We start from the raw sequence: 25,438 nt of genomic DNA on the forward strand, positions 1-25,438 counted from the left end.
GAGCCCGGCTTCGCCGTCTTCCGACAGTTCCGGTTCTGGCCCCGTCTGGGTCGGCCGCACCGGACACCGCTCGGCCCGCCCAGCGGGCACCGTCGCACCGTTCTTAGTAACGGAGGGCGGCAGGCCGGTCAAACCGGATTGCGGCATCCGGCGCGCCGGAAGCGGCATGTGCTAGAGGTTCGTAAGATTGGCGAGGATGATCTCGCGCCAAACACGCGTCGGCGACACCCAGGCATCCGGCGCATTGTAATTGCCGGAGAAGATGACGCAGGCGATATCCGCCTCCGGCATCAGCCAGAGCCGCTGGCCGCCATTGCCGAAACCGGCCATCCAGGGTTTTGGTACGCCAAGAACCGGCGCCTCGCCGAGGAACCAGAAATAACCGTAGCCGAGGCCGTCATCCGTCGCGGCTTCGGGCGCTAGCGACGCCTCGATCCACGCGCGCGACACGATCGGCCGCTCGCTGATGCGCCCGCCATCCAGCACGAGGCGGCCGATGCGCAGCAGGTCACGGGCCGTGAGGCGCAGGCCCGATGCCGGCGACGCCACACCATCCGCCCCGCTCAGCCACTCGAAATGCGCAATACCGAGCGGTGCAAACAGCGCCTCGCGGGCGAAATCGTCGATCCTCTGCCCCGTGCCGCGCTCGATGATCGCGCCGACAAGTGCGGTCGCTCCACCCGAATAGGTCCAGTGCGTGCCGGGTGGCTGCACCACCGCCTGCTCGAGCGCGAAACGGTAGCGATCCGGCGCGTTCTCCATCGCGATCTCGCTGTTCAGCGGATCTGCATAGGAGCGGTACTCGTCCCAGGCGAGGCCAAGCGTCATGGACAGCGCATGGCCGATCGTCTGGCCGGCCCGGGCCGGATCCGTGGCGAGATCGGCATAGTCCGGAAACTGCGCCAGAAGCGGTGCCTCGGGCTGAGGGACCAGGCCACGGTCGAGCGCAATGCCATACAGCAGGCTGGTGACGCTCTTCGTCACCGAGCGGAGGTCGTGCAGCGTCTGCGCATCAAAGGCGACGGTGCCGAGCGAACGACCCCAGCTCTCGTCCGGCGCGGCGCGATAATGCTCCAGCACCAGCGTGTCGCCACGGTTGATCAGCACCGCATGCACGTCGCGGATCAGGCCCGATTCGATGCCGGCGAGCAGTTTGCGTTCAAGGCTGACATCGAAGCCCGCCGCCTCCGCCGCACCCGTCGTCCATTGCGTTTCCACCATCGCCTCACCTCTTTGTTGGAGGATCAACCCTACAATGCAGCTCGCCTTCCGTTTGATCTGCGTTGCGCGTCCGACACAAGGCTATTGAGGCAGGCGGGCTTTGCTTTTACCCCGGCAGTCTGACAGAAGTCAGAAAACATCTTCCGCAGATCCCTTCGAGTCCCGCCTTGGCCGATATTGCCCTCCACGTCCTCGTCTTCCTGTTATTAGCGGCCTTCCTTGCGGGCTTCATCGATTCCATCGCCGGAGGCGGCGGCATGATCACCATTCCCGCCATGCTGATCGCCGGCATCCCGCCGCTGGAAACGCTGGGTACCAACAAGCTGCAATCGCTGTTCGGCTCGGGCTCGGCGACCCTTGCTTATGCGTGCGCGGGCCATGTGCGGCTGTCGGAGCAATTGCCGATGGCGGCGCTGTCCGCACTCGGCGCCGTCTTCGGTGCGATACTCGCCACCATCGTGCCCGGTGATGTGCTGAAAGCAGTCCTGCCCTTCCTGCTGGTGGCGATCGCCGTCTATTTCGGGCTGAAGCCGAATATCGGCGATGTCGACCAGCACCGCCGCATGAGCGTCTTCCTCTTCACCGTGACCATCGTGCCGGCCATCGGTTTCTATGACGGCGTGTTCGGACCCGGCACCGGCTCGTTCTTCATGCTGGCCTTCGTCACGCTGGCCGGCTTCGGCGTGCTGAAGGCGACGGCGCACACCAAGCTCCTGAATTTCGGCTCGAATGTCGGCGCCTTCGCCGTCTTCCTGTTTTACGGTGTCATCCTGTGGAAGGTCGGGCTCGTGATGGGCGCGGGACAATTCCTGGGCGCACAGGCCGGTTCGCGCGTCGCGATGAAAAGCGGCGCGAAGATCATCAAGCCGCTGCTTGTCGTGACCTCGATTGCGCTCGCCATCCGCCTGATGGCTGATCCGAGCCATCCGCTACGCGTCTGGCTCGGCTGGTAAGAGGCGTCAGAACTCGACGCCCTGCTGGGCCTTGATGCCGGAGCGGAACGGGTGCTTGAGCAGTTCCATCTCGGTCGCGAGATCGGCGATCTCGATCAGCTCTTCCTTGGCATTGCGGCCCGTCAGCACGACATGGGTCATGTAGGGCTTTTCGGTCTTCAGGAAGTCGATGACCGCGTTGACGTCGAGATAGTCGTAGCGCAGCGCGATGTTGATCTCGTCGAGCAGCACCATGGAATTGCGCTCGTCGCGGATCAGTTCCTTGGCCTTCTCCCAGGCCTTTTCCGCCATTGCGACGTCGCGGGCGCGGTCCTGCGTTTCCCAGGTAAAACCTTCGCCCAGCGTATAGAACTGGCAGATGTCGGAGAAATGCGTCTCGATCAGCTCTCGTTCGCCCGTCACCATGGCGCCCTTGATGAACTGCACGACGGCGCAGGGCATCTTGTGGGCGATGTGGCGGAAGATCATGCCGAAGCCGGCCGTCGACTTACCCTTGCCCTTGCCGGTATGCACGACGATGAGGCCCTTCTCATCGGTCTTCGTCGCCATGATCTTTTCGCGGGCCTGTTTCTTCTTCGCCATCTTCTCGGAGTGGCGGGCGAGTTCGGCCTCGGTCATGCCGGCGGTTTCGTCGTGGTTCTCGGTCATCTTTTTCCCTTTCAGGACGCCTTGCGCGCGCCCAGCATATCCAGTTCGAAACGCGCGGAATTGGAGCGCGGCGTCCACAGCCCCCGGTCGATCGCCTCTGCGAAGCGCGCCGCCATTTCGGCAAGAGCGGCCGGGTTCTTCTGCATCAGGAAATCACGCACGCGCTCGTCCAGCACATAGGCCTGATAGGCGGCCTCGAAATGATGATCCTTCACCGCCCCCGTCGTGGCGGCGAAGGCGAACATGAAATCCACCGTCGCAGCGATCTCGAAGGCCCCCTTGTAGCCATGGCGCATCACGCCATCGATCCATTTCGGATTGACGACGCGGGCGCGCACGACGCGGCCGATCTCGTCTTCCAGCGTGCGCACGACGGGCTTTTCCGGGCGCGACAGGTCATTGTGGTAGATCACGGGCTGGTGGCCGGAGAGATGCTGCACCGCCGCCGCCATGCCGCCTTCGAACTGGTAATACTCGTCGCTGTCGAGCAGATCATGCTCACGGCTGTCCTGGTTCTGGATGACGGCTTGCAGGCTCTTCATGCGCGCTTCAAGTCGCTCGCGCATCGGCACGCTGTCGCCCTCGCCGTCATAGGCATGCGCGCCCCATTCGAGCCAGGCTTCGGCGAGGTCGCCGCGATCCGTCCACAGCCCCTCGTCCATCATGGTTTGCAGGCCGGCGCCATAGCCGCCGGTCTTCGCACCGAAAATGCGGAAACCGGCTTGCTTGGCGGCGTCCGCATCGGATGTCCCTTGGGCGGAAAGCACGGCCGCTTCTGCCCGCATGCGGGCGGCAATCGGATTGTCCGCATCGTCCTCGTCGAGGGCGCCCACGGCGCGCACGGCGCGGTCGAAAAGCGCGATCTGCTCGGGGAAGGCATCACGGAAGAAGCCAGAGATGCGCAGCGTCACGTCGACGCGCGGATGACGCAGCACGGCGGGTGGGATGATCTCGAAGCCGGTGACGCGGCGGGACGCCATATCCCAGGTTGGCTTGACGCCAATCAGCGCCATGGCCTGCGCGATATCATCGCCGCCGGTGCGCATGTTGGAGGTGCCCCAGGCGGTGATGCCGAAGGAGGTCGGCCATTCGCCGTGATCCTGCGCATAGCGGGTGACGATGAGTTCGGCGGATTTCTTGCCGAGTTCCCAGGCAGCCGGCGTCGGCACGGCGCGGCTGTCGACGGAGTAGAAGTTGCGCCCCGTCGGCAGCACATCCGGCCGGCCGCGCGTCGGCGCGCCGGAGGGGCCGGGTTCGATGAAACGTCCGTCGAGACCGCGCATGAGTGCCGAGATTTCGGCGGGGCCGCAGGCGGCGATGGCCGGGCGGATGGAAGTCTCGATCGTGTCGAGCACGATGCGAGTGGCGAGCCATGTATCCGGGCAGTCCAGCGTGCCCTCCACCAGCTTTGCCGCCAGAAGCTCGATGCGCTCGACAGTGTCGCCATTGCTGCGCCAAGGCGCGTCGATCTGTTCGGCCAGCACAGCGGGGTGCGGTCCACTCCATGGATCGGAACTGATGCAGTCGAGCGGGTCAAAGGCTATGTCGCCCAGGGCATCCGCCGCGATCGCCCGCTGCAAGCTCGCTTCACCACCTTCACCAAGACCACGCGGCACGCGGGCGAGCGCCAGCGTCAGGTCGGTGAGCAGCCGGCCCTGCGGCGAGACGCCGAAGACGTGCAGGCCGTCGCGGATCTGCATTTCCTTGAGGTCGCAGAGATAGGCGTCGAGCTTTTGCAGCGCCGTCTCCTCGCCATCGGACTTGGCGATGCCGGCATCGCTGTCGAGGCCGATATCGCGCACGAGATCGAGGATTTGCTTCGTCAGGAGCTTGATGCGGCGCGGATCGCCGCCGGAGGCATCGTAATATTCGTCGACCAGCGCCTCGAGGTCCTTCAGCGGGCCGTAAGTCTCGGCGCGGGTCAAGGGCGGCGTCAGGTGGTCGATGATGACGGCGGCGGAACGGCGCTTGGCCTGGGTACCCTCGCCGGGATCGTTGACGATGAAGGGATAGAGGTGCGGTATCGGGCCGAGCACGGCCTCGGGATAGCACGCCTCCGACAGCGCCAGCGCCTTGCCGGGTAGCCATTCGAGATTGCCGTGTTTGCCCATATGCACGATGGCATGCGCGCCGTAGTGCAGACGCAGGAAGGCGTAGAACGCGAGATAGCCGTGCGGCGGCACGAGGTCCGGCGAGTGGTAGGTGTCCTTCGGATCGATATTGTAACCGCGCGCCGGCTGGATGCCGACCAGCGTCTCGCCGAAACGGGCGAGCGGCAGGGCGAAGACGTCGCCCATCACGAAGGGATCGTCTTCCGGCGCACCCCAGCAAGCGGTCATTTCGTCCCGAATCGATTTCGGAAGTGACGCGAAGAACGCCTTGTAATGATTCAGCGAAAGCGTTTCGCGAATTTCACGGCCATCGCTCGCCGCATTGGTCGGGCCGGCCATCAGATGGGCAATCAGCGCATCGCCATCTTCGGGCAGACCAGCGACGGCATAACCTTCCGCCGCCATGGCGCGCAGCACTTCCATGGTGCCGGCGGGCGTATCGAGACCGACACCGTTGCCGAGGCGGCCGTCACGGTTGGGATAATTCGCCATGACCAGAGCGACGCGGCGCTCGGCCGGCTTCGCCCGACGGAGTTTTGCCCAGCCGGCGGCGAGTTTCGCCACGAAGCGAATGCGGTCTTCGACGGGATCGAGGCTGACGATGTTGGTTTCGACGCGCTCATCGTAACGCGCGGCGGCCTTGAAGGAAACAGCGCGGGAGAGCACGCGGCCATCGACCTCCGGCAGTGAGACATTCATGCCGAGATCGCGCGCCGTCAGCCCCTGTCCCGAGGCCTCCCACGCCTCACGCGAGGAGCCGGAGAAGACGACCTGCAACACGGGTGCGCCGGTCTCGTCCAGCACGGTCGGCTTGCGGCCGGCGCCCGGCGCGGAGACGGCGAAGCTCGTCGCGTTCAGCACGACCTCCGGCTGGATTTCGGCAAAGGCGGCGCGAACCGTTTCGATGGAAACCGGTTCCTTGAGACTGGAGACGAAGAGCGGCAATGCGCGGATACCCTCGGCCGCCAGCGCCTCGATCAGCATTTCTACCGGGCGGGTTTCGCCGCTCTGGACATAGGCGCGGTAGAAGGAGATGGCAGCAGTCGGAGGTTCATGACCCGCCGGGCCTGCAACCTTTGTGGTCTCTCGCCACGTCTCGACGTCCACGACGCCCCGCCCCGGCCACCAGATGCCGGCCTTTTCCAGCGGCGTCGCGGGCTCGGGCCTGTCGCCTCCGAAGGCGACGGCATCCGCGTAAGCGAGGAAACTGTCCGCATTGTCGGCACCACCCTCGTTGAGATAGGCCCAGAGGTTTTGGCGATCGGCATCGTCGATGCGGTTAAAGGGGATGAGGCCTTCGTCGACCCTGTCATCGCCGGGCAAGGCCACGAGCTTGATACCGTTGGCGACAGCCGTCGCCAGCAGGGCTTCCAGCACATAGCGGAAATAGCTGGCGCCGCCGAGGGCGCGGATGACGATCAGCTTCGCATGGCGGGCCGTGCGCTCGACATAGGTATCGACCGACATCGGATGTGACAGCGTCGCGAGGCTTGCAAGGCGTAGGCGCGTGTCGCCGCCACGCGCGCGGTGCGCGGCAGCGATGGCGGCGAGTTCGGTATCGGCGGCAGTGAGGAAGAGGATATCGCCCGGCGTCTGGCCGAGGTCGATGGCCTCCTTGCCGTCGGCGATGGTGCCCTTCTGGGCTAGCAGGAGATGCATGCCGTGCCTCCCGTCTTAGGCTGTGCCATGCGGGTGGATCCTCGGGTCAAGCCCGAGGATGACGAAGTGGGGAGGAGCGGGTCTACCCCAAACGATCGCCCTGAGCGCACTCGCGAAGGCGGAACGGAGGGCCTCTCTTGTTCCGTACGCGCGTTTGCCCCCAGGAACCACCGTTGGTTGCCACGTCGCATGTGGAGCGGTTCATTGTGGGCCGGCAGCCCTTCCTCGCCACCGTCATCCTCGGGCTTGACCCGAGGATCCACCGGCGCGGCAGGCCGGTATCGGCCGGGCCGCACCGGAAACGAGGACGAGAGGGACTGCTGCACGCTCATGCCGAAAATCACACCGCCGCGGCGATGGCGGCGCGCACGGCTTGCTCGTCCATGTCGTGCAGGCCGATGACGACGAGACGGGTGCCGCGGGTCTCGCCGGCTGCCCAAGCGCGCTCGAAGTAGTTGTCGATGCGGCTGCCGACGGCCTGGATGAGCAGGCGCAGCGGCTTGCCGGGCACATCGGCAAAGCCCTTGACGCGCAGTACGTCATGTTCGGCGATCACGCCCTTGAGGCGCTCGATGAAGGCGGCGGGTTCGGCGATCGCCGGAAGCTCGACGACAAAGCTGTCGAACTCGTCGTGATCGTGCTCCTCGCCGTTCTCGTGTTCCAGTTCGTGATGCGACTTGCGGTTCGCAATGTCGTCCTCCGTACCGACGCCGAGGCCGAGCAGGACGGCAGCGGCGACCTCGCCGTTCTTCGCCTCGATCATCGAGGGCTTGCGGGCGATGCGCGAGGCGACTTCGTCGCGCACGGCAAGCACACCGGCAGCGTCGAGAAGATCCGTCTTGTTGAGGACGATCAGGTCGGCGGCAGTGAGCTGGTCTTCGAAAAGTTCCTCCAGCGGGCTTTCGTGGTCGAGGTTGTCGTCCTCGACGCGCAGAGCATCGACCTTGTCGTGGTCATCGGCAAAACGACCGGCGGCGACGGCGGCGCTGTCGACAACAGTGATGACGCCATCGACCGTAACCTGCGTCTTGATTTCCGGCCAGTTGAAGGCGGCGATCAGCGGCTGCGGCAAAGCGAGACCCGAGGTTTCGATGACGATATGGTCGGGGCGGTTTTCCCGCTCGAGCAGCTTCGACATGGTGGGGATGAAGTCATCGGCGACGGTGCAGCAGATGCAGCCGTTGGTCAGCTCGATGATGTCGTCTTCCGTGCAGGCTTCCGCGCCGCAGCCTTTCAGCACGTCGCCGTCGACGCCGAGATCGCCGAATTCGTTGATGATCAGCGCGATGCGCTTGCCGCCGGCATTCTGCAGGAGGTTGCGGATCATCGTGGTCTTGCCCGCGCCGAGAAAGCCGGTGATGACGGTGGCGGGGATCTTCTGTTGCAGCATGGCTCAACCCTTCATTTTCAGCGGCAGTCCGGCCGCAACGAAATACACTTCCGGTACGAGCGCCGCCACCTGCTGGTGGAGCCGCCCGGCATGGTCGCGAAAATCGCGCGCCATGCGGTTTTCAGGCACGATGCCCAGGCCGACTTCGTTCGATACGAAGACCAGGCGGCCCGGCGCGTCCTCGATAGCCGACAATAGGCCGGCGAATTCCTGTGCGATATCCCGCTCGTCCAGCATCAGATTGGTCAGCCAGAGCGTCAGGCAATCGATGAGGACCGCTCGGTCCTCGCGCGCCACATCCTTGATGCAGGCCGCGAGTGCAAGCGGTTCCTCGTGCGTTTCCCAGCCTTTTCCGCGATCTTCCCGGTGTTTGGCGATGCGCTCACGCATCTCGTCGTCCCAGGCGCGGCCGGTGGCAATATAATGACGCGAAAGGCCGGTCTCGGCGACCAGCCTTTCGGCAAAAGCGGATTTTCCGGAACGCGCACCGCCCAGAACCAGGACGGCTCCGGGCGATGTCTGTTTCATATCAGGCTGCCTTGGCGATCTTCTCGTTGGCAAAGCCGAGCGAGAGGCCGAGCACGATCCAGAAGAACAGCGTCGTGGCAAGTGCTGCGACGGCGAACTCCGCGCCGAGAACGGCCGGAACGTTGCTGGAGATGTCGGAGGGCTGCGGCGCACCATAGACCTGCGGTGCGGCGAGAAGCACGACACCGACGATCTTGGCGAGGATGCCCGGCTTCAGGAACAGCAGGTAAAGACCCGCCGCCGAAAGGGCGACCGTCGCAACCCACCAGATCTGGCGCTGGGTCAGATCGGCAGCCGGGAAGCCCGGAAGCTCCGGCGGCAGGCCGATGGCCGGCAGCATATGCACGGCAAGCCAGCCGGCAGCACCCCACAGCGCACCATTGGCAACGGTGATGGGATTGCCCGAAACGAGGCTGAAGCCGGCGAGCAGCAGGGCAAAGCCGGTGCCCGTGACGAGGTTTGCCAGAAGTGTGCCGGAGAAGCGGCTCATGCCGAACATGATGCCGCCGTCCTCGTGGTCCTCGCCCTCATGGGCATAGGCAACCGAGATCGGCGAGAGCGCCGAGGCGACGTCGAAGATCACAGCGCCGAGCGAGGAGTGTTCCTGCGTCGTGGCAGCGCCATCTGATGTCGCGGGCGTGGTGCCCTCACCGGCCGGGGCGGCTTCACCCTCGAACTCTTCGGCGTGCAGAATCAACGGCACGACTCTGGCCTCCTGGGCGGCCGTCATGAGCACGCCGGAGAACAGCCCGGCCACCAGAGCGGCCAGGAGATAACGAACGATCATGTCGGAAACTCCTTAGTGGCAGGGAAAGCCGTAGGAGTGACGCGTGTCGTGCGCCGTGTCGTGCAGCACGGCCGAATTCGCAAGGCCCGCGCCCAAGACGAGGAAGGCGCCGAGCAGCAGGGCGAAAACGCCGGCAACGAGACGATCGTTTGCGGAAAGGACAACAGAAGACGTGGTAGAAACAGCCATGACAACCTCCGTGCAGGCAGCGGGGAAAATTCCCCTGGGCGGGCGATATGCCCTCATTGTCTGGCAGGTCTCCTGGCTCGCAGCGTCCGGCGCATAAGCGCCTTCGGTCCGCCCTCGCCTTCCCAGGTTTTCCGGCAATCACGAGAGGCGGACGATTCGTAGAAAAAGAGGCGTCCAACCCCGGCTATCGTGATGCCACCCAGTGGCTTTTCCGGCTGGTCATCCTTTCGCGATTTCAGGCACCATTGCCCTTGGCCGCAAAAATTCTCCCGTCCGGATGGGCGTTCCTCGCTACTCTACAGTCGCGGGGTCGGCCGTGATTGCAGCGCCCTGATTGGGTCCACCGCGTCACATTCCCATTTACTCCCCGGTCCGTTTCCGGACCAAGGAACCATCCAATATCGCTGATGATTATGCTTCCCGCCCCGGGAAGTCAATCGACCGGCAGCGGCATGGCCTGTGCCAAAACCGCCGTCCGGCCGTCGCAAACTCAATAGCCGGGGATGATCACCACGCCGCCGCCATCGTTGTAATAGCCGTCGTCGCGATAGTAGGGGCCGTCATAGTAGCCATCGACGGGGCCTTCAAGCACGTCGTAGTCGCGCTGCTGGTAGCGACGCTGGCGATTCTGTCGGGCCTGCCGCGTCTCGGCATATTGTGCGGCTTCGCGCAACGCGCGGAACTGCTGGCGCGGCAGGTAGCCGTCCGCGCGATAGCCGGACGCGCCCTGCCAGGCGGCGATCGCCGCGCGAGAGCGCGGGCCGAAGACGCCGTCGGCACCATAAGTGTTGTAGCCGAGCAGGCTCAGGTAGCGCTGGGCCTGGGCACGAACGGAGCGATCCATATAGGTCTCGCGCGGATCGACGACCGGCTCAGCCTTGCGCGTGGTTTCCGCGGTTGCCGTATCCTCGTCCATCTGCGTTTCAGGCTTGGCGCTCAGGGCGGCGATGCGCTTGCGGGCGTCATCGACATAGCGACCCTGGGGATACTGGTAGAGATAGTCCTTGTAAGCCTTCTCCGAACCATCGGCGACAGCGCCCTGGAATGTCTTGTCTTCCGCACGTTTCGCGGCCTCCGCCTCTTCGACGGCGCGCGCGCCATTGTCGTTGTCGGCGTCCTGCGGCGCGTTTTCACGCGCAGCCGTCGCATCATCCGCGCTATCGGCCGGTTCCTGGCTATCCGCGGGCTTCTGGGCAGCGGCGGCCTCTTCGGCGCGCTTCTCTGCCTCATCGGCAAGACGCGCGGCTTCCGCGGCCTTGGCTTCGGCATCGGCCGCCGCCTTGGCAGCCTCGGCCTTCAGGCGTTCGACTTCCGCAGTCTTCTCTTCGGCGAGCTTGCGGGCAGCGGCTGCCTCCTCCTCGATCTTGGCCTTCTCGGCGGCGGCAACCTTTTCCGCCTCGATGCGCTTGGCCTCGGCCTCCTGACGGGCAGCCGCTTCCTCTTCGGCACGGGCCTTCTCAGCCGCAGCAGCCTCTTCGGCCTTCTGGCGATCCGCCTCGGCCTTCAAGCGTGCGGCCTCTTCAGCCTTGGCCTTCTCGGCAGCGGCATCCGCTTCCGCCTTCAGGCGCTCGGCGTCGGCCGCCTGCTTTTCGGCAACCGCACGGGCTTCCGCTTCCTTCTGCTCGGCTTCAGCCTTCAGGCGGGCAGCCTCTTCAGCCTTTGCCTTTTCCGCCGCAGCGGCTTCAACCTTGGCCTTTTCTTCCGCCGCAGCCTTTTCTTCGGCGAGCTTGCGGGCGGCGGCGGCTTCCTCGGCCTGCTTGGCCTCGGCTTCCGCCTTCAGGCGCGCGGCCTCCTGCTCGGCCTTGGCCTTTTCCGCCTCGGCAGCCTTCTGCGCCTCTTCCGCAGCCTTCTTCGCCTCGGCCGCCTTCAGGGCCTCCTCTTCGGCTTTCTTGGCTTCGGCCGCCTTCTGGGCTTCGTCTGCGGCCTTCTTCGCTTCGGCGGCTTTGCGGGTCTCCTCTTCAGCCTTGGTCTTTTCAGCCTCAGCGGCTTTCTGCGCCTCTTCCGCCTGCTTGGCCTCGGCCGCCTTCTTCGCCTCTTCGTCCGCCTTCGCCTTCTCGGCAGCGGCGGCTTCCTCGGCCTTTGCCTTGGCTTCCGCCTCGGCGGTCACGCTCTTGGCGGGCTTCTCCTTGGCGGCTGCCTGCAATTCGGCGATGCGCAGACGGGCCATGGAGGCGAAGGTGCCGTTGGGATATTGCTTCAGATAGCCCTCATACTGGGCGACATCGCTGCCGGAAGAAACCTTCTGCCAGAGCGAAAACTCCTCCTCCCAGCGCTTGCCAGCGCTGCCGGCTTCCTTGCCGGTGGCGGCCTGCGCGAAGGCAACGGCGGGCGTGCCGGCCAGCGAGAGCCCGAGAAGGCCGGCCAGAACGGAGCGTGCGAGAGGTCCAGAACCCATATATCTCACCCTTTTGGATCGCGCGGGGCGCCTGCGCCCGGTCGTCCGGGCGGATTTCCATCACTCCTCGCACCGAATTCTGGCGCAACTTTGGTGCGGCAGAGCGGCTGTGGGGAACCTGATGGCTGTACGTTTGAGCGTGCTGATTTAATCAGGCCGGTTGCAGGAGACCATCGAGCCAGGCGGGATCGAGAACCGATTCCAGCTCCGCCGCCACGCCATCGAGCGCGGCATCGACGCTTGCGCGATAGTCGAAGCCACCGCCCTCGATGCCGAAATCGGCGAGAAGCCGGGCGCGATACGCGTCGCTGGACAGGAGCCCGTGCAGATAGGTGCCCATGACCCGCCCATCAGCGGAGACCGCGCCATCCGGCCGCCCATCGATGCTGACGGAGGGACGAAGCACATCCGGACCGGTGGTGCGGCCGAGATGGATCTCGTAGCCTTCCAGCGGCACGTCATATTGCAGCGAGCGGGCGCTGCTGTTGCGGACGGTCTTTTCCGGCGCCATCTCGGTTTCAACGGCGAGCAGCCCCAGCCCCTCGACTTCGCGCTCGCTTCCCTCGATGCCGAGCGGATCGGTGACGCGCTGCCCGAGCATCTGGTAGCCGCCGCAAATGCCGATGACACGGCCGCCGCGGCGCATATGAAGCTGAAGGTCCCTGTCCCAGCCGGCAGCGCGGAAATCGCGCAGGTCGGAAATGGTGGATTTCGAGCCCGGCAGCACGACGAGCCCGGCATCGGCCGGAAGCCGCTCGCCCGGCCGCACGAAGACGAGATCGACCTGCGGCTCGGCCTTGAGCGGGTCCAGATCGTCGAAATTGGCGATGCGCGGCAGAACGGGTACGGCGACCTTCAATGCCCCTGCCCCGCCCTTGGCGAGCCGCTCCAGCACGACGGAATCCTCCGCCGGCAGATGGGCCGCCTGCTTCAGCCACGGCACGACGCCGAAACAGGGCCAGCCGGTAAAGCGGGCGATCTCGGAAATGCCGCTGTCGAACAGAGTGACGTCACCACGGAACTTGTTGATGAGATATCCCGTCACCATGCGCCGGTCTTCCTCCGGCAGGATGGCATGGATGCCGACCAGCGAGGCGATGACGCCGCCGCGATCGATATCGCCGACCAGCACGACCGGCACATTCGCCCGCGTCGCAAAGCCCATATTGGCGATATCGCCGGCACGCAGGTTTATTTCCGCCGGCGATCCCGCCCCTTCCACGACGACGAGATCGGCACCGTCGCTGACGATCCCGAAACTTTCCATCACCGCGCCCATAAGCTTCGGCTTCAGCGCCTGATAGTCGCGCCCCTTGGCCTGCCCGAACACATGGCCTTGCAGGATAATCTGGCTGCCGACATCCGACTGCGGCTTCAATAGCACAGGGTTCATGTGCACGGAGGACGGCACGCGGGCGGCGAGCGATTGCAACCATTGCGCCCGGCCGATCTCGCCGCCATCGGCCGAAACGGCGGCGTTGTTGGACATGTTCTGCGGCTTGAAGGGGCGCACCTTCAGCCCGCGATTGGCGGCGATGCGGCAGAGCCCTGCCACCAATACCGTTTTTCCGACATCCGAGCCGGTGCCCTGAAGCATGATCGTTCTCACCATGACGCCCTCCTAGCATTCGGCTCCGCCGCCGAAAAGCCCTGATTTACCGCAATCTTGCCGCAATTGGCGGCTGCGCTCCGATGTATTTCCGCAACAGACCGCCATGCAAAACAGGCATGGCTGACCTGCTGATCCGTTTGCGACATTTTGCGCCGTGAACGATCGTGACTTTCGGGCTGATCGCACCTATATCACCACCATCAGACAGCCGAGGCGCGTGGCTTCGGATTTTTAGGACAAAGACCATGCTGTTCATCTTCAGCAAGCCGAACTTCGTACAGATCGCCTGGAACGGCGTCGCCCCCAAGAGCCAGTCCCGCGTGCGCAACGTCGTCATGGATGCGCCGTTCGGCCCGCTCGGCTTCATCCGCACGCGCAACGTCGGCTGATCCTTCGAGCGCGACGTCAGGTCCGCTCGCATATGACGTCGCCTCTCTCCGGGAGGCGGCGTTTTTCTTTGTCTGCAATCGGAAAACGGCGCCCTGAAACGGCGAAAGCCGTGCATCCCTTTCGGTGATGCACGGCTTGCCAAAATACGCATGGCGGCTTTCGACAAACACACGTCGAAGCCCAGTCACCCCGGTACGCAATACCTTTCCGGAGCAAGCGGCGGTGTCCCCCGCCGTGAGGAAACCAATAGCGGCACATTCTTACCGGACCGTTATCGGGAGCTTAAGCAAAGATGAATCGCGAGTTTTTTTGAAAAATTCCGGAAAATTTTTTTGGACGGCAAAACGGCGCAGACAAGACAGGATATGTCCGCATTCAACGACCATCCCGCACCACCCGTTAAAGCACTCCTCGAACATTTGCCCGAATGCGAGCAAACGCCCAAATTTTCCACCGTGCGGTTGCCGGATTTCCAGCATCGCGGCGGGCCGACGGGTCTGTCCGCGCCACCAGGCGGCGCGCAGGAGGTTGATTTCTCAATAAGAACCCGTAGGCTACCCCTGTAGCGCACGATAAGATGTCTCCGGCGACAGGGTTCCGCCGGTGAACAAAAAACAGGGATCGGCGCTTTTCAGCAGGGGGATTGGCTCGCCTCACTGGCATCGAACCTCCGTGGCTGTCGCTAGACTTTCGGGCAGACAGGACAACGCAGTAGCCTGCGCTGCCTTCCGGGTTGATTGCTGCATCCAAGACTGGGAGGTCTTAACCTAATGAAGAAGCTCCTTGCTTCCACTATCATTGCCGCCGGCCTTTATGGCTTTGCCGGTTCTGCCCAGGCGGCAGAATGCGGCGAAGTTTCCATGGCCGAAATGAACTGGGCGTCGGCCGGCGTCGCCGCGCATGTCGATAAGATCATTCTCGAAAGCGGCTATGGCTGCACCGTGACGCTGGTCACCGGTGACACCATGCCGACCTTCACCTCCATGAACGAAAAGGGCGAGCCGGACGTCGCGCCCGAAATGTGGGTGAACGCCGTGCGCACGCCGCTCGACGCCGCCATTAAGGAAGGCCGCCTCATCCAGCTCGCGCCCCTTCTCTCGGAAGGTGGCGTGGAAGGCTGGTGGATCCCGAAATTCCTCGCCGACGAGCATCCCGACATCAAGACCGTTCAGGATGCGCTGAAGCATCCGGAACTGTTCCCGGCACCGGAAGACCCGTCCAAGGGCGCCGTGCACAATTGCCCGTCGGGCTGGAACTGCCAGGTCTCGACCGACAACCTTTACCGCGCGCTCGATGCCGACAAGGATGGCTTCACGCTCGTCGATACGGGCTCGGCTGCCGGCCTCGACGGCTCGATTGCCAACGCCTTCGAAAAGAAGACCGGCTGGCTCGGTTATTATTGGGCGCCGACGGCCATTCTGGGCAAGTACGAGATGACCAAGCTCTCCTTCGGCGTCGACCACGATAAGGCCGACTGGGATGCCTGCACTGCCGTGCCGGATTGCCCGAACCCCAAGGTCAACTCCTATCCGACCTCCGACGTCTTTACCGTCGTGACCAAGGCCTTTTCCGAAAAGGCCGGCGTTGCCATGGACTACATGAAGACCCGCCAATGGGATAACGGCACGGTCGGCAAGGTTCTGGCCTGGATGGACGCCAACCAGGGCACGAACGAGGATGCCGCCAAGTACTTCCTCGAAAACTATCCCGACATGTGGACCAAGTGGGTTTCCCCCGAGGTCGCCGAGAAGGTCAAGGCCGCTCTCTAAGCCGATAGCCGGCAGCCCTTCCCGGGCTGCCGGCTACTTCCGCGACCTGAACGAGCGGCATTCGTAACGCCGCGCATCAAGAAACTGCAGAGGTCGCAAACAGCACAGTATCATGCAGTGGTTCGTGTCATGACGAACTGCAAGCCGGGAACCAGAACAAGAATATCCCTGTGCGCACCGTCTCGTTCGCAGTTGCAACAAAATTACATTGCGACACGAGACAATAACTTCCGGTAGAGAGGGGACAGGAATGGCAGGTCTATGCGAATCGTTGCCAGACTTTCTTTGTAAATTTCCGGCCTTCAGTGACGTCAGCATCCGTGCAGTCCGAAAAAGTGTCGACGATGGCTTCAAGGCCCTCGTTCGAAGCTATGTCAACGCCATCGACGCGATGGTGCAGCCGCTGCAATGGTTTCTGAACTATCTCGAGCGGCTCTTCGTGAGTTCGCCCTGGCCGATCATCCTTCTGATCATGCTGGCGATCGTTTATTTCGGCAGCCGCAACATCAAGATCACCATTGGGACCGCCCTCTCGATGCTTGCCATCGGCTTGCTGGGTCTTTGGAACGACACGATGGTGACGCTCGCCATGGTGACGGTCTGTACGTTGATCGCCATCCTGGTGGGCATTCCGATCGGCATTCTCATGGCCCGGTCCGACCGGGTGCAGGGTATCGTCAACCCGATCCTCGACGTGATGCAGACGATGCCGAGCTTCGTCTATCTCATCCCTGTCGTCATGATCTTCGGCATCGGCAAGGTGCCGGGCCTGATCGCCGTCGTCATCTACGCCGTCCCGCCGATGATCCGGCTCACCAATCTCGGCATCCGGCTCGTCGACAAGGAAGTTTTGGAAGCGGCCGACGCCTTCGGCTCCTCCGGCTGGCAGAAGCTGAAGAACGTGCAGATGCCGCTGGCGCTGCCCACCATCATGGCCGGCATCAATCAGACCATCATGATGTCACTCGCCATGGTCGTCGTCGCCTCCATGGTCGGCGTCGGCGGTCTCGGCAAGAACGTGCTTCAGGCCATCAACAACCAGTTCTTCACGGTCGGGTTCCTCAACGGATTCGCGCTCGTGGCCATCGCCATCATTTTCGACCGCACAAGCCAGGCCTATGGCAAGCGGCTGCAGAAGCATTCGGAGGTAATTCATGGTTAGTCATGCAATCGAGGTCCGCAATCTCTACAAGATCTTCGGGCCCCGTGGCGGCGACTATGTCGATGCCGTGAAAAACGGTCTCGGCAAAGCCGAACTCAACCAGAAATACGGCCATGTTCTCGGCCTGCGCGATATCAACATCTCCATGCCCGCCGGCGGTATCATGGTGGTGATGGGGCTTTCGGGCTCCGGCAAGTCGACGCTGATCCGCCACATCAACCGGTTGATCGACCCGACAGCCGGCGAAGTGCTGTATGACGGCGTCGATGTCTGCAAGATGAGCGAGAACGACCTTCGCGAATTCCGCCGCCACAAAACGGCGATGGTGTTCCAGAAGTTCGCGCTCTTGCCGCATCGCACGGTTCTCGAAAACACCGTTTATGGCCTGGAAATCCAAGGTGTGGGACAGGCGGAACGCGAGAAGCGGGCAACGCAGTGGATCGCCCGCGTCGGCCTGTCCGGCTTCGAGAACCACTATCCGAACCAGCTTTCCGGCGGCATGCAGCAGCGCGTGGGCCTCGCTCGTGCACTCACCAACGATGCCGACATCCTTCTGATGGACGAAGCCTATTCGGCGCTCGACCCGCTCATCCGCGTCGACATGCAGACCGTGCTTCTCGATCTCCAAAAGGAACTGAAGAAGACCGTGGTCTTCATCACGCACGATCTCGACGAGGCGCTACGCCTCGGCGACAAGATCGCCATCCTGCGCGACGGCATGGTCGTGCAGCAGGGCACCGGCCAGGAAATCGTGCTCAACCCGGCGGACGAGTACATCACGGCCTTCGTCAAGGAAGTGAACCGCGGCCGCGTGGTCAATGTCGAGACCATCATGGCGCCGCTCTCGGGCAACCCCGAGGGCATGCCCATTGCCAAGGGCACGGTGTTGGAAATGGCCGCCCGCGCCATGACATCAGCCAACCAGACACTCGCCCACGTGGTGGACGAGAACAACCGCCCGGTCGGCGCCATCAGCCTCAGCGCGATCATATCCTCAATGGTGACACCGACGAGCCACGAGGCGAAAGCGGCCTGAGCCGATCCTTCATCTGCATCTTTCTGGGCGTCCTTCGGGGCGCCCTTTCTTTTGCAGGCAATGCATCGTTGCAATCACATAAAGAAATCTTTATATGATGCGACAAACAGAAGGATCGCTCCATGACCGCCACGAACCCGCTTGCCGCCCTGCTCGCCGAAAAGCCATTCCTGCTCGCCGATGGTGCAACGGGCACCTCGCTGTTCGCCATGGGCCTGGAAGCCGGTGAAGCGCCGGAACTGTGGAACGAGGCGAAGCCTGAGAACATCACGAAGCTGCACCAGGACTTCGTCGATGCCGGCGCCGATATCATCCTTACCAACACCTTCGGCGGCACGCGCCATCGCCTTAAGCTGCACCACGCGCAGGACCGCGTCCACGAACTCAACAGGAAAGCCGCCGAAATTGCCCGCGCCGTCGCCGACAAGGCGCCGCGCAAGGTGATCGTCGCCGGCTCCGTCGGCCCGACAGGCGAACTGCTCGTGCCGCTCGGCGCGATGACCTATGACGATGCCGTGTCGGCCTTCGTCGAGCAGATCGAGGGCTTGAAGGCCGGTGGCGCCGATGTGGCCTGGATCGAGACCATGTCCTCGCCGGAAGAAATCCGCGCCGCCGCGGAAGCCGCCACCAAGGTCGGCATGCCCTTCGTCTATACCGGCTCCTTCGATACCGCCGGCAAGACGATGATGGGCCTGCATCCGCGCGATATCCACGGCGTTGCCGGCGATATCGGTGCCGGCCCGCTCGCCGTCGGCGCCAATTGCGGCGTCGGCGCCTCCGACATCCTGTCCTCGCTGCTCGACATGACCGGTGCCGATCCCTCGGCGACCGTCGTCGTCAAGGGCAATTGCGGCATCCCCGAATTCCGCGGCTCGGAAATCTACTATTCCGGCACGCCGCCGCTGATGGCCGAATATGCCCGCCTCGCCCGTGATGCCGGCGCGCGCATCATCGGCGGCTGCTGCGGCACCTCCTGCGAGCACCTCGCCGCCATGCGCGTGGCGCTCGATGCACACGAGAAGCGCGAACGCCCGACGCTTGAGACGATCGTCGAGAAGATCGGCCCGTTGCGCAACAAGACCGCAGACGAAAGTGCTGCCGCTCCCGGCCGCGAACGCGGCGGTCGCCGCCGCGGCTAAGACCGCTCCCTTTCGGTCCAAGATCAGCCGCCTCGGCTTTCGCCGCAGGCGGCTTTTTCGTGCACGTAGCCATGGCCATTACCTGCAAGGTAATCGATCCGCCGCATGGCACCGCCTAGGGTCCTCTCACCGAAACAGTTTCACAGGAGAGCCCGATGACCACCTACGCAATCGCCCACCTTCGCAACGTTGCCTTCGGCCCCGAGATCATCGCCTATCTCGAAGGCATCGACGCTACAATGACGCCCTATGGTGGGACGTTCGTGCTGCATGGCGACGGCAACAGACATGTGCTGGAGGGCGCCTTTGCCGACGATATCATCATGCTGTCCTTTCCGGACCGCAAGGCGGCGGAAGAATGGTACGCGTCGCCGGCCTATCAGGCCATCCTGCCGCTGCGCACCCGCAATTCCGATGGCGATGTCTTGCTGATCGATGGCGTCGAGGACGGCCACAAAGCCACCGATATCCTGCGCAAGGATAGCGGCATAACGAAGGACGAAACCGATGAAGACCATGGATATCGCGGGCACGAAGGCCCTGCTCCTGCCCGCAGACGGCCCGCTGATTGCGGTGGAAGCCGACGGCAATGACGTGATCGGCGAGGCCTTTTCGGCGGATGCGCAGTTCATCGTCATCCCGGTGGAGCGTCTCGGGCCGGATTTCCTTCGGCTCGAAACGCGCCTTGCCGGCACCATCCTTCAGAAATTCGTCAACTACCATCTGCGCTGCGCGATCGTCGGCGATATTTCCGCCGAACTCGACGCCAGCAAGGCCTTGCGGGATTTCGTGCGCGAGACGAATAAGGGGCGCGCGATCTGGTTAGTCGAGAGCCTCGAAGACGTGCGGGAAAAGCTCGCCCGCGAGGCTGCCTGACGCTCAGGCTTCCGACAGGAATTCCCGCCAGGCTGCAAGGCCGGCCTCGATGTTGCTGCGCCCGACACCCACCCGGAAACGATCCGTTGGTACGGGCAGAAGATCGGAGACGAAGAGACTCGAGGGGAGCAGCAAGACGCCCTTCTCCTCGACCAGCCGGCGGCAATGCTCTTCCACGCCGTCCTTGCCGAGATAGCGCGTGAAGGCGACGCAGCCGCCGTCAGGTGCGACCCATTCATAGAGATCCGGGTAATCGGCGAAGAAGGCACCGATCTTGGCGATATTCTCCGCGCAGAGTGCCCGGTTGCGGGCGAAAATGGTCTCACGAGCCTTGATCGCGATGCCGGCCAGCACCTCGGAGGGGCGTGCATTGCAGATCGAAAGATAGTGTTTCATCTTCTCCATGCGCTCGAGAGGCGCATGATCCCGGCAGGCGATCCAGCCGATGCGTAGGCCCGGCAGGCCGTAGGCCTTGGACATGACATTGAGCGAAATGCCCTTGTCGAAGAGATCGGCCGCCTGCGGCAGGCGCTTGCCGGCATCGAGTTCCAGGCCGCGATAGACCTCGTCAGAGAAGAGATGGATGCCGCGCTCGGCGCAGAGCGCGACGAGATCCCGGAAAATCGCCTGATCGGCGATCGTGCCGGTCGGGTTGTTCGGGAAATTGACGGCAATGAGCTTGGTTTCCGGGCGAAGGGCCGCGCGCACGTCATCGAGATCGAGCTGCCAGCGATTTTCCGGCCGTAGCGCGATGCCCGTCACCTTGCCGGCAATAGTGACCGGCATGGTCTCCATCGACTGATAGTTCGGCACGGTGACGATGGCGTGGTCATCGGGCCCGAGCAGGGCGAGCATGGCGCAATAAAGCCCCTCCTCCGCGCCGGCGAAGGTAAGAATGTCGGCGCCCGAGAGCGTTTCATAGGTCGAGGCGATCGTTTCACGCAGAGCCGGCGCGCCCCAGGTCTCGGTATAGCCGAGGGAGACGCGCTCCCAGGCCTCGCGATCCTCAGGACCTGCAAGCGCCAGGAGGTCGGACATCGTCATGGTCTCGGCATCGCTTGCCGTCATATGGTGGCGCGCCTTGAACTCCCAGCGCGAAAAATGGGTTTCGAGACGGAAATCCGGCAAGGTGGTCATGACGTCATGTCCTTCGGGTTCTGGCGCCGCGCATCGGCGAGATAGTTGTAGATCGAGGCGCGCGAGGCGCCGATGAGGCCGGCGAGATGATCGACGGCGTTGCGGGTCTGGAAAAGGCCGCGCGCATCGAGAGCGGCGACCAGCGCCACGCGGTCGCCCTTCCTGAGGGCGGAGAGCGCGAGACCATGGCCTCGCAGCCAGTCGTGCAGTGTCGTATTAATTTCCTCTCGCCAGTCACCGGCGAACAGCGACGGCGGGCGCGGCGCGGCGGCACCCGAAAAGGCGGCGAGCAGCTTCGCCGCCGCCTCGAAATACGAGACATCCATATTGATGCAGAGCAGGCCTAGGGCCTGCCCATACTCGTCCTTCAGCACCGACGTCACGGACTTCAGACGCCGGCCATCCTCGCCGGTCTTTTCATAGGGGCCGTAAATCCCGTCCTCGCCTACCTCCGAAAGCGTCTCGCCGACGAGCGATTCCATGCCCGGCTTGCGGCCGGAAAAGGCATTCCAAATGCCAGCGATCAGACCCGTTTCGAGGTCGTGCAGCACGACCTCGGCATGGGGATAGAGAAGCGTCGAGATGGCCGCAGCCGTCGCGGCGTGCTGGCGAAGCAGCATATCGGCATTTGAGGAATCGAACATGGCGACACAAGATCCAAAAATGGAAATATTGTCAATATTGGATTTTACGTCCAAATTTATTTCACCCGCTTGCGGGGGCTTTGGCCGCGTCCTATCCAAGCGAAGGACGATTCTGAGGGGATGACCATGAGCGCCGACCTTGCCGCTTTTCCCGACCGCGACACCGTGGCCGACAAGCTTTCCGCCCTTGGTGACGGCGAGAAAGCCTATCTGCGCCTTCTCATGGAAAACGCCCAGCAGGACGAGAACCTGCTGGAAGGCTTGAACGTCTGCCTCAACCGCGCGGCGGCCGCCCCCTTCCTCAACTCACTGAAGCTGGAAAAGCTCGGACAATGGCTGGGCGAAACCGCGCCTGTTCGCTTACAGATGCGCCTGACGGAAACCGCACGCTCAAGCCAGCACGCCGCCTATGCCGCGTTCCGCGCCGGCCTGACCCGCTCCGGCGGCCTTGAAAAAGCCTATCCGAAAGCCTGATCGCTATTCGCCGCCAGCGGCGCGAAGGATTTGCGGATGAGGTTCGCCATGCTGTCGATGGCGGGCCCGCCGCGCCGCGGATTGCGCTTCAACACGACACGCGAGGAATCCACCACCGGAAACCCCTCCGCGGACGTGAGTTCCCGCGCACCCGGCGGAATATTGCTGCGCGCCAGCGGAGCGATGGCGAGCCCGCTTTCCACGGCAGAGCGCAGGCCGCCGCTCGTGTCGCTGGTAAAGGAGACGCGATAGGGCACCGAATGGCGCTCTAGCGAGCGCTGCGCGAACTCCCGGCACCAGACCGATCGCCGATAGAAGGCGACCGGCACGGGGCGCTCCAGATGCAGGTTATGGGCGACCGACGCTACCCAGACCGTCGGATCGATCGCCAGAAGCTCACCGGAAATGCCGCCGTCCCATTCGAAGATGACGGCCAGATCGAGCTCGTCCGCCTCCAGCGCCTCCATCTGCTGGGCCGTATAGCCGCAGAACACCGTCACCTCAGTACCCGGATGGGCCTCCGCAAAACCAGCCAGCGCATTGGGCAGGACGGTCTGATTGTATTCCTCGGGGATGCCGACCCGCACTGGCCCATCCAGCGGCAGGGTGCGCATTGCCGCCGTCGTCTCGTCGACCAGCCCGACGATGCGCTTGGCGTAAGGCAGCAGCCGCTGCCCCTCCATCGTCAAGCCGACACCACGTGGCCCCCGCTCGAACAGTTTCGCCCCGACGGATTCCTCCAGCTTGCGCACCTGCATGCTGATCGCCGATTGCGTGCGCGCGAGCTTGTCGGCGGCATGGGTGACATTGCCCGCCTGGGCGACGGCGACAAAAATCCTGAGCAGGTCGCTTTCGAGAGGTGGATACATGGCGCCATCGCTTTTTCTGATGTCAGCCATCATCGCTATTCGTTTGTGAAATGTCTACGGGTTTGCTTGGCTCTGCGCAGAAGGAAAGGCGCAGAGCATGGGTATTTTCGAAACATTACGGTTGATCTGGGTGCATCACCGCCGGAAGCGGACGGAGCGGGAAGCCTTGCGTTTGCTCATCGCGCGCGGCGACCGGCGCCTGTTGCGGGATGCGGGCCTCGATCTGGTCGAAGGAAGCCGGCTGGGCTGCGAACCGTTGCCACAAGCGAAAGAGAGGCGCTGGACAGCGCCCCTCATCCGCCTGCCCGTCCCTGCCGCCCGAAGGCGGAATGAGACGGATGGCGCGACTTCTTCAAGCAACCGGCCTGCCGCTTAGCCGCCTCACTTTCCGCCGGAAAGGCCCTGTGCCAGCTGCACCAGCTTCACGAACTCCGCCCTGTAGCCGAAGGGATCGTTGCCCTTGGCAGCTTCGGCGAGGCCGAGGATCGAGCCGTAGGCATAGTCCTGCAGGGCGGAAACGCCCTTGAGCTTCTGACCGAAAGCCGCGACCGCGACGGAGAAGCGGATATCGGTCGAAGCGGCGTTCACGTCGGCCACAGCATTGGCATCCGTTACCGGCATCGTCACAAGCTCGCTCTTGTCGCCATCCGGCTTCTTCCACCGCATCTTCAGGAAGGCGAGTTCGCTGCTACCTGCGGCCGCTGTCGTCGCGGCATCCGCCTTGCCGTAGCGCAGGGGATCGTTCAGCACGGCGGGGCTGCCCTTCGGCGTCACCTCGTAGATCGCGGTCACCCGGTGGCCGGAGCCGATATCGCCGGCATCGACCTTGTCATTGTTGAAATCCTCGCGGTTGAGAATGCGGGTCTCGTAGCCGATCAGGCGATATTCGGCGACGCGCTCCGGATTGAACTCGATCTGGAATTTTACATCCTTGGCAATGGGGAACAGCGAGGATCCCGCCTCCTCCACCAGCGTCTTCTGCGCCTCGGCCAGCGTGTCGATATAGGCGGCCGTGCCGTTGCCGTTCTGGGCCAGCGTCTGCATCATGCCGTCATTGTAGTTGCCGCGGCCGAAGCCGAGCACGGAAAGGAAGATGCCGGATTTGCGGCGCTCCTCGATGATACGCTTCAGGTCCTCGTCGCTTGCCGGGCCGACATTGAAGTCGCCGTCCGTCGCCAGCATGACGCGGTTGACACCATCCTTCTTGAACGCCTTTTCCGCCAGCTTGTAGGCCGCCTCGATGCCCTGAGCACCCGCCGTCGAACCACCGGGCTGGAGATTGTCGATGGCGTCGAGAATCTTCTGACGATCCTTGGCCGCCGTCGGCTCCAGCACCACGCCGGCATCGCCGGCATAGGTGACGATCGACACCGTATCCGTCTCCTTCAGCTTGCCGACCAGCAGGCGGAAGGCGCTTTTCAGGAGCGGCAGCTTGTCGTCCTCGTCCATCGAGCCGGAGACATCGATCAGGAAGACGAGGTTGGCCGAGGGTTGTTCCGTCGCCACGGTCTCGAAACCCTTGATGCCGATATGCAGGAGCTCGGTGTCCTTGTTCCACGGCGTCGGCATGACGGTGACGGTGGCATTGAACGGCTTCTCCGCCGTCTCCGGCCCCTTCCAGTCATAGGGGAAGTAGTTCACCAGTTCCTCGACACGCACCGAATCCGGCTCCGGCAGGCTGCCTCCAAGCAGTTCGCGGCGCATATAGGAATAGGAGGCCGTATCGACATCCGCCGAGAAGGTCGAGACCGGATCGGTGGCGACGCTCTTGACCGGGTTGGGATCAGCGGACGCGAAGCGCTCTCGGTTCTCTTCCGGCATCGGCATGGCGATGGAATCGGCGGCGGCCAAGGGCTGCGTCACCGTGCGGCTGAGCGCCTGCATATCGGCCGCCCCACCGACGGCAAGCGCTTCAGGCATGGACTCAGCCATTTCCTCGTCACGGCTTTCGGCAAGCGGCGCGGGTTCCGAGGCAATCACCTCTCCATTCGCATCGGACTTCGAGCGCTTTGCGGCACCACTAGAAGCCTGCTCGGCGCGTAAAAGATCCTGAATCTCCTTAGCGTCAAAGTCTTCCGCCTTCTTTTTATCTACGCGTGCACGAAAATCGCCCTCCACAGGCTTTGCGGCGATCTCCGTCTCCGTCGTCAACGGCACTGTGCCGTTGCGCACGATTTCATAGGTGACGAGGCCTGCGACGGGCACGACGAGCAGGGTGGCCAGGGCCGAGCCGGCCAGAAATTTGCGGTTCATGATGGGGCTCCATATCCGGTTGAAGATGGAGGTTTGACGTCCGCCCGCAGTCGATCCTTGGGGGGCACCGGCATTTTTTTCCGCATCGTCGAAAGCCTGCATGGCGGCGGCGAGTGCGGCCGTGCGCGCCGAGGCATCGGCGGCCGGGGGCGTACGGCGGGCGAGTTTTTCGAGGTCGAGATCGGTCATAACAGGT

The 25,438-nt window shown here is 63.6% G+C and carries 23 protein-coding genes and 1 riboswitch; of the genes, 10 read left to right on the forward strand and 13 right to left on the reverse strand.

Annotated features, from left to right (window positions below; all coding sequences use genetic code 11):
* Positions 1-171: 171 nt before the first annotated feature.
* Entirely contained in the window at positions 172-1,221 is a 1,050-nt protein-coding gene (locus D0Y60_RS01475; RefSeq protein ID WP_117366360.1) for a serine hydrolase, read from the reverse strand.
* Between the two features lie 167 nt (positions 1,222-1,388).
* Here D0Y60_RS01475 and D0Y60_RS01480 point away from each other — a divergent pair, with 167 nt between their 5' ends.
* Positions 1,389-2,174: a TSUP family transporter gene (locus D0Y60_RS01480; protein ID WP_117366361.1), complete on the forward strand. Its 786-nt coding sequence runs from the start codon at positions 1,389-1,391 to the stop codon at positions 2,172-2,174.
* Positions 2,175-2,180: 6 nt separating this feature from the next.
* On the opposite strand, the gene cobO is transcribed toward D0Y60_RS01480, so the two are convergent.
* The 8 genes from cobO to D0Y60_RS01520 all read right to left on the reverse strand — a co-directional run bounded on the left by cobO (position 2,181) and on the right by D0Y60_RS01520 (position 13,493).
* Positions 2,181-2,822 carry a cob(I)yrinic acid a,c-diamide adenosyltransferase gene (gene cobO / locus D0Y60_RS01485; RefSeq protein ID WP_117366362.1) on the reverse strand — a complete coding sequence of 214 codons (642 nt, stop codon included), beginning with the start codon at positions 2,820-2,822 and terminating at the stop codon, positions 2,181-2,183.
* 11 nt (positions 2,823-2,833) lie between these two features.
* Positions 2,834-6,592 carry a cobaltochelatase subunit CobN gene (cobN, locus tag D0Y60_RS01490; RefSeq protein WP_117366363.1) on the reverse strand — a complete coding sequence of 1,253 codons (3,759 nt, stop codon included), beginning with the start codon at positions 6,590-6,592 and terminating at the stop codon, positions 2,834-2,836.
* 340 nt (positions 6,593-6,932) lie between these two features.
* Positions 6,933-7,982 (reverse strand): cobalamin biosynthesis protein CobW, encoded by a 1,050-nt coding sequence (gene cobW, locus D0Y60_RS01495; protein WP_117366364.1) that lies wholly within the window; start codon positions 7,980-7,982, stop codon positions 6,933-6,935.
* A gap of 3 nt (positions 7,983-7,985) precedes the next feature.
* On the reverse strand, positions 7,986-8,510 hold the full coding sequence (gene cobU, locus D0Y60_RS01500; protein ID WP_117366365.1) for a bifunctional adenosylcobinamide kinase/adenosylcobinamide-phosphate guanylyltransferase: 525 nt from the start codon (positions 8,508-8,510) through the stop codon (positions 7,986-7,988).
* Between the two features lies 1 nt (position 8,511).
* Positions 8,512-9,297, reverse strand: coding sequence for a CbtA family protein (locus tag D0Y60_RS01505; protein WP_117366366.1), 786 nt, complete (start codon positions 9,295-9,297; stop codon positions 8,512-8,514).
* Between the two features lie 12 nt (positions 9,298-9,309).
* Positions 9,310-9,486: a CbtB-domain containing protein gene (locus tag D0Y60_RS01510; protein WP_117366367.1), complete on the reverse strand. Its 177-nt coding sequence runs from the start codon at positions 9,484-9,486 to the stop codon at positions 9,310-9,312.
* Between the two features lie 44 nt (positions 9,487-9,530).
* Positions 9,531-9,889: riboswitch (cobalamin riboswitch) on the reverse strand.
* 87 nt (positions 9,890-9,976) lie between these two features.
* Positions 9,977-11,881 (reverse strand): peptidoglycan-binding domain-containing protein, encoded by a 1,905-nt coding sequence (locus D0Y60_RS01515; RefSeq protein ID WP_117366368.1) that lies wholly within the window; start codon positions 11,879-11,881, stop codon positions 9,977-9,979.
* A 151-nt stretch (positions 11,882-12,032) separates the two neighbouring features.
* A complete protein-coding gene (locus D0Y60_RS01520; protein ID WP_117366369.1) occupies positions 12,033-13,493 on the reverse strand; it encodes a cobyric acid synthase in 1,461 nt (486 codons plus the stop codon).
* Between the two features lie 245 nt (positions 13,494-13,738).
* Between D0Y60_RS01520 and D0Y60_RS01525 the strand changes: the two genes are divergently transcribed.
* The 7 genes from D0Y60_RS01525 (at position 13,739) to D0Y60_RS01555 (ending at position 19,865) form a co-directional block, all read left to right on the forward strand.
* A complete protein-coding gene (locus D0Y60_RS01525; protein ID WP_117366370.1) occupies positions 13,739-13,882 on the forward strand; it encodes a hypothetical protein in 144 nt (47 codons plus the stop codon).
* A 771-nt stretch (positions 13,883-14,653) separates the two neighbouring features.
* Positions 14,654-15,652, forward strand: coding sequence for an ABC transporter substrate-binding protein (locus D0Y60_RS01530; protein WP_117366371.1), 999 nt, complete (start codon positions 14,654-14,656; stop codon positions 15,650-15,652).
* A gap of 250 nt (positions 15,653-15,902) precedes the next feature.
* Entirely contained in the window at positions 15,903-16,814 is a 912-nt protein-coding gene (locus D0Y60_RS01535) for a proline/glycine betaine ABC transporter permease (protein WP_117366372.1), read from the forward strand.
* The gene (locus tag D0Y60_RS01540) at positions 16,807-17,850 is read left to right on the forward strand and encodes a glycine betaine/L-proline ABC transporter ATP-binding protein (protein ID WP_117366373.1); all 1,044 of its coding nucleotides are present in this window, start codon (positions 16,807-16,809) and stop codon (positions 17,848-17,850) included. The genes D0Y60_RS01535 and D0Y60_RS01540 overlap by 8 nt, the downstream gene beginning before the upstream one ends.
* Positions 17,851-17,972: 122 nt before the next feature.
* On the forward strand, positions 17,973-18,989 hold the full coding sequence (gene bmt, locus D0Y60_RS01545) for a betaine--homocysteine S-methyltransferase (RefSeq protein WP_117366374.1): 1,017 nt from the start codon (positions 17,973-17,975) through the stop codon (positions 18,987-18,989).
* Between the two features lie 155 nt (positions 18,990-19,144).
* Positions 19,145-19,582, forward strand: coding sequence for a DUF1330 domain-containing protein (locus D0Y60_RS01550; protein WP_117366375.1), 438 nt, complete (start codon positions 19,145-19,147; stop codon positions 19,580-19,582).
* Positions 19,497-19,865: a DUF4180 domain-containing protein gene (locus D0Y60_RS01555; RefSeq protein WP_117366376.1), complete on the forward strand. Its 369-nt coding sequence runs from the start codon at positions 19,497-19,499 to the stop codon at positions 19,863-19,865. The genes D0Y60_RS01550 and D0Y60_RS01555 overlap by 86 nt, the downstream gene beginning before the upstream one ends.
* 3 nt (positions 19,866-19,868) lie before the next feature.
* On the opposite strand, the gene D0Y60_RS01560 is transcribed toward D0Y60_RS01555, so the two are convergent.
* On the reverse strand, positions 19,869-21,002 hold the full coding sequence (locus D0Y60_RS01560) for an aminotransferase class I/II-fold pyridoxal phosphate-dependent enzyme (RefSeq protein WP_117366377.1): 1,134 nt from the start codon (positions 21,000-21,002) through the stop codon (positions 19,869-19,871).
* Entirely contained in the window at positions 20,999-21,646 is a 648-nt protein-coding gene (locus D0Y60_RS01565; protein ID WP_117366378.1) for a PAS domain-containing protein, read from the reverse strand. The genes D0Y60_RS01560 and D0Y60_RS01565 overlap by 4 nt, the downstream gene beginning before the upstream one ends.
* Before the next feature lie 126 nt (positions 21,647-21,772).
* On the opposite strand from D0Y60_RS01565, the gene D0Y60_RS01570 reads away from it, so the two are divergent.
* A complete protein-coding gene (locus tag D0Y60_RS01570) occupies positions 21,773-22,120 on the forward strand; it encodes a hypothetical protein (protein ID WP_117367017.1) in 348 nt (115 codons plus the stop codon).
* On the opposite strand, the gene D0Y60_RS01575 is transcribed toward D0Y60_RS01570, so the two are convergent.
* On the reverse strand, positions 22,105-22,989 hold the full coding sequence (locus tag D0Y60_RS01575) for a LysR family transcriptional regulator (protein WP_117367019.1): 885 nt from the start codon (positions 22,987-22,989) through the stop codon (positions 22,105-22,107). The two genes, D0Y60_RS01570 and D0Y60_RS01575, sit on opposite strands and share 16 nt — an antisense overlap.
* 97 nt (positions 22,990-23,086) lie before the next feature.
* Here D0Y60_RS01575 and D0Y60_RS01580 point away from each other — a divergent pair, with 97 nt between their 5' ends.
* Positions 23,087-23,365, forward strand: a complete 279-nt coding sequence (locus tag D0Y60_RS01580) for a hypothetical protein (RefSeq protein WP_117366379.1) — start codon at positions 23,087-23,089, stop codon at positions 23,363-23,365.
* Positions 23,366-23,370: 5 nt separating this feature from the next.
* Here D0Y60_RS01580 and D0Y60_RS01585 read toward each other — a convergent pair whose 3' ends face one another.
* Positions 23,371-25,431 (reverse strand): VWA domain-containing protein, encoded by a 2,061-nt coding sequence (locus D0Y60_RS01585; protein WP_117366380.1) that lies wholly within the window; start codon positions 25,429-25,431, stop codon positions 23,371-23,373.
* Between the last annotated feature and the right edge of the window lie 7 nt (positions 25,432-25,438).

It is taken from the genome of Shinella sp. WSJ-2 (genome assembly GCF_003432075.1).
In the GTDB taxonomy this organism is placed as follows: Bacteria; Pseudomonadota; Alphaproteobacteria; order Rhizobiales; family Rhizobiaceae; genus Shinella.

What these genes read in the sequence shown, in the direction of transcription:
- cobU (WP_117366365.1), bottom strand. Translation starts at nt 8,510, where the DNA reads ATGAAACAGACATCGCCCGGAGCCGTCCTGGTTCTGGGCGGTGCGCGT.
- cobO (WP_117366362.1), bottom strand. Translation starts at nt 2,822, where the DNA reads ATGACCGAGAACCACGACGAAACCGCCGGCATGACCGAGGCCGAACTC.
- D0Y60_RS01585 (WP_117366380.1), bottom strand. Translation starts at nt 25,431, where the DNA reads ATGACCGATCTCGACCTCGAAAAACTCGCCCGCCGTACGCCCCCGGCC.
- D0Y60_RS01575 (WP_117367019.1), bottom strand. Translation starts at nt 22,989, where the DNA reads ATGTATCCACCTCTCGAAAGCGACCTGCTCAGGATTTTTGTCGCCGTC.
- D0Y60_RS01520 (WP_117366369.1), bottom strand. Translation starts at nt 13,493, where the DNA reads ATGGTGAGAACGATCATGCTTCAGGGCACCGGCTCGGATGTCGGAAAA.
- D0Y60_RS01540 (WP_117366373.1), top strand. Translation starts at nt 16,807, where the DNA reads ATGGTTAGTCATGCAATCGAGGTCCGCAATCTCTACAAGATCTTCGGG.
- cobN (WP_117366363.1), bottom strand. Translation starts at nt 6,592, where the DNA reads ATGCATCTCCTGCTAGCCCAGAAGGGCACCATCGCCGACGGCAAGGAG.
- cobW (WP_117366364.1), bottom strand. Translation starts at nt 7,982, where the DNA reads ATGCTGCAACAGAAGATCCCCGCCACCGTCATCACCGGCTTTCTCGGC.
- D0Y60_RS01530 (WP_117366371.1), top strand. Translation starts at nt 14,654, where the DNA reads ATGAAGAAGCTCCTTGCTTCCACTATCATTGCCGCCGGCCTTTATGGC.
- D0Y60_RS01560 (WP_117366377.1), bottom strand. Translation starts at nt 21,002, where the DNA reads ATGACCACCTTGCCGGATTTCCGTCTCGAAACCCATTTTTCGCGCTGG.
- D0Y60_RS01565 (WP_117366378.1), bottom strand. Translation starts at nt 21,646, where the DNA reads ATGTTCGATTCCTCAAATGCCGATATGCTGCTTCGCCAGCACGCCGCG.
- D0Y60_RS01535 (WP_117366372.1), top strand. Translation starts at nt 15,903, where the DNA reads ATGGCAGGTCTATGCGAATCGTTGCCAGACTTTCTTTGTAAATTTCCG.
- D0Y60_RS01525 (WP_117366370.1), top strand. Translation starts at nt 13,739, where the DNA reads ATGCTGTTCATCTTCAGCAAGCCGAACTTCGTACAGATCGCCTGGAAC.
- D0Y60_RS01515 (WP_117366368.1), bottom strand. Translation starts at nt 11,881, where the DNA reads ATGGGTTCTGGACCTCTCGCACGCTCCGTTCTGGCCGGCCTTCTCGGG.
- D0Y60_RS01555 (WP_117366376.1), top strand. Translation starts at nt 19,497, where the DNA reads ATGAAGACCATGGATATCGCGGGCACGAAGGCCCTGCTCCTGCCCGCA.
- D0Y60_RS01510 (WP_117366367.1), bottom strand. Translation starts at nt 9,486, where the DNA reads ATGGCTGTTTCTACCACGTCTTCTGTTGTCCTTTCCGCAAACGATCGT.
- D0Y60_RS01570 (WP_117367017.1), top strand. Translation starts at nt 21,773, where the DNA reads ATGAGCGCCGACCTTGCCGCTTTTCCCGACCGCGACACCGTGGCCGAC.
- D0Y60_RS01475 (WP_117366360.1), bottom strand. Translation starts at nt 1,221, where the DNA reads ATGGTGGAAACGCAATGGACGACGGGTGCGGCGGAGGCGGCGGGCTTC.
- D0Y60_RS01580 (WP_117366379.1), top strand. Translation starts at nt 23,087, where the DNA reads ATGGGTATTTTCGAAACATTACGGTTGATCTGGGTGCATCACCGCCGG.
- D0Y60_RS01505 (WP_117366366.1), bottom strand. Translation starts at nt 9,297, where the DNA reads ATGATCGTTCGTTATCTCCTGGCCGCTCTGGTGGCCGGGCTGTTCTCC.
- bmt (WP_117366374.1), top strand. Translation starts at nt 17,973, where the DNA reads ATGACCGCCACGAACCCGCTTGCCGCCCTGCTCGCCGAAAAGCCATTC.
- D0Y60_RS01550 (WP_117366375.1), top strand. Translation starts at nt 19,145, where the DNA reads ATGACCACCTACGCAATCGCCCACCTTCGCAACGTTGCCTTCGGCCCC.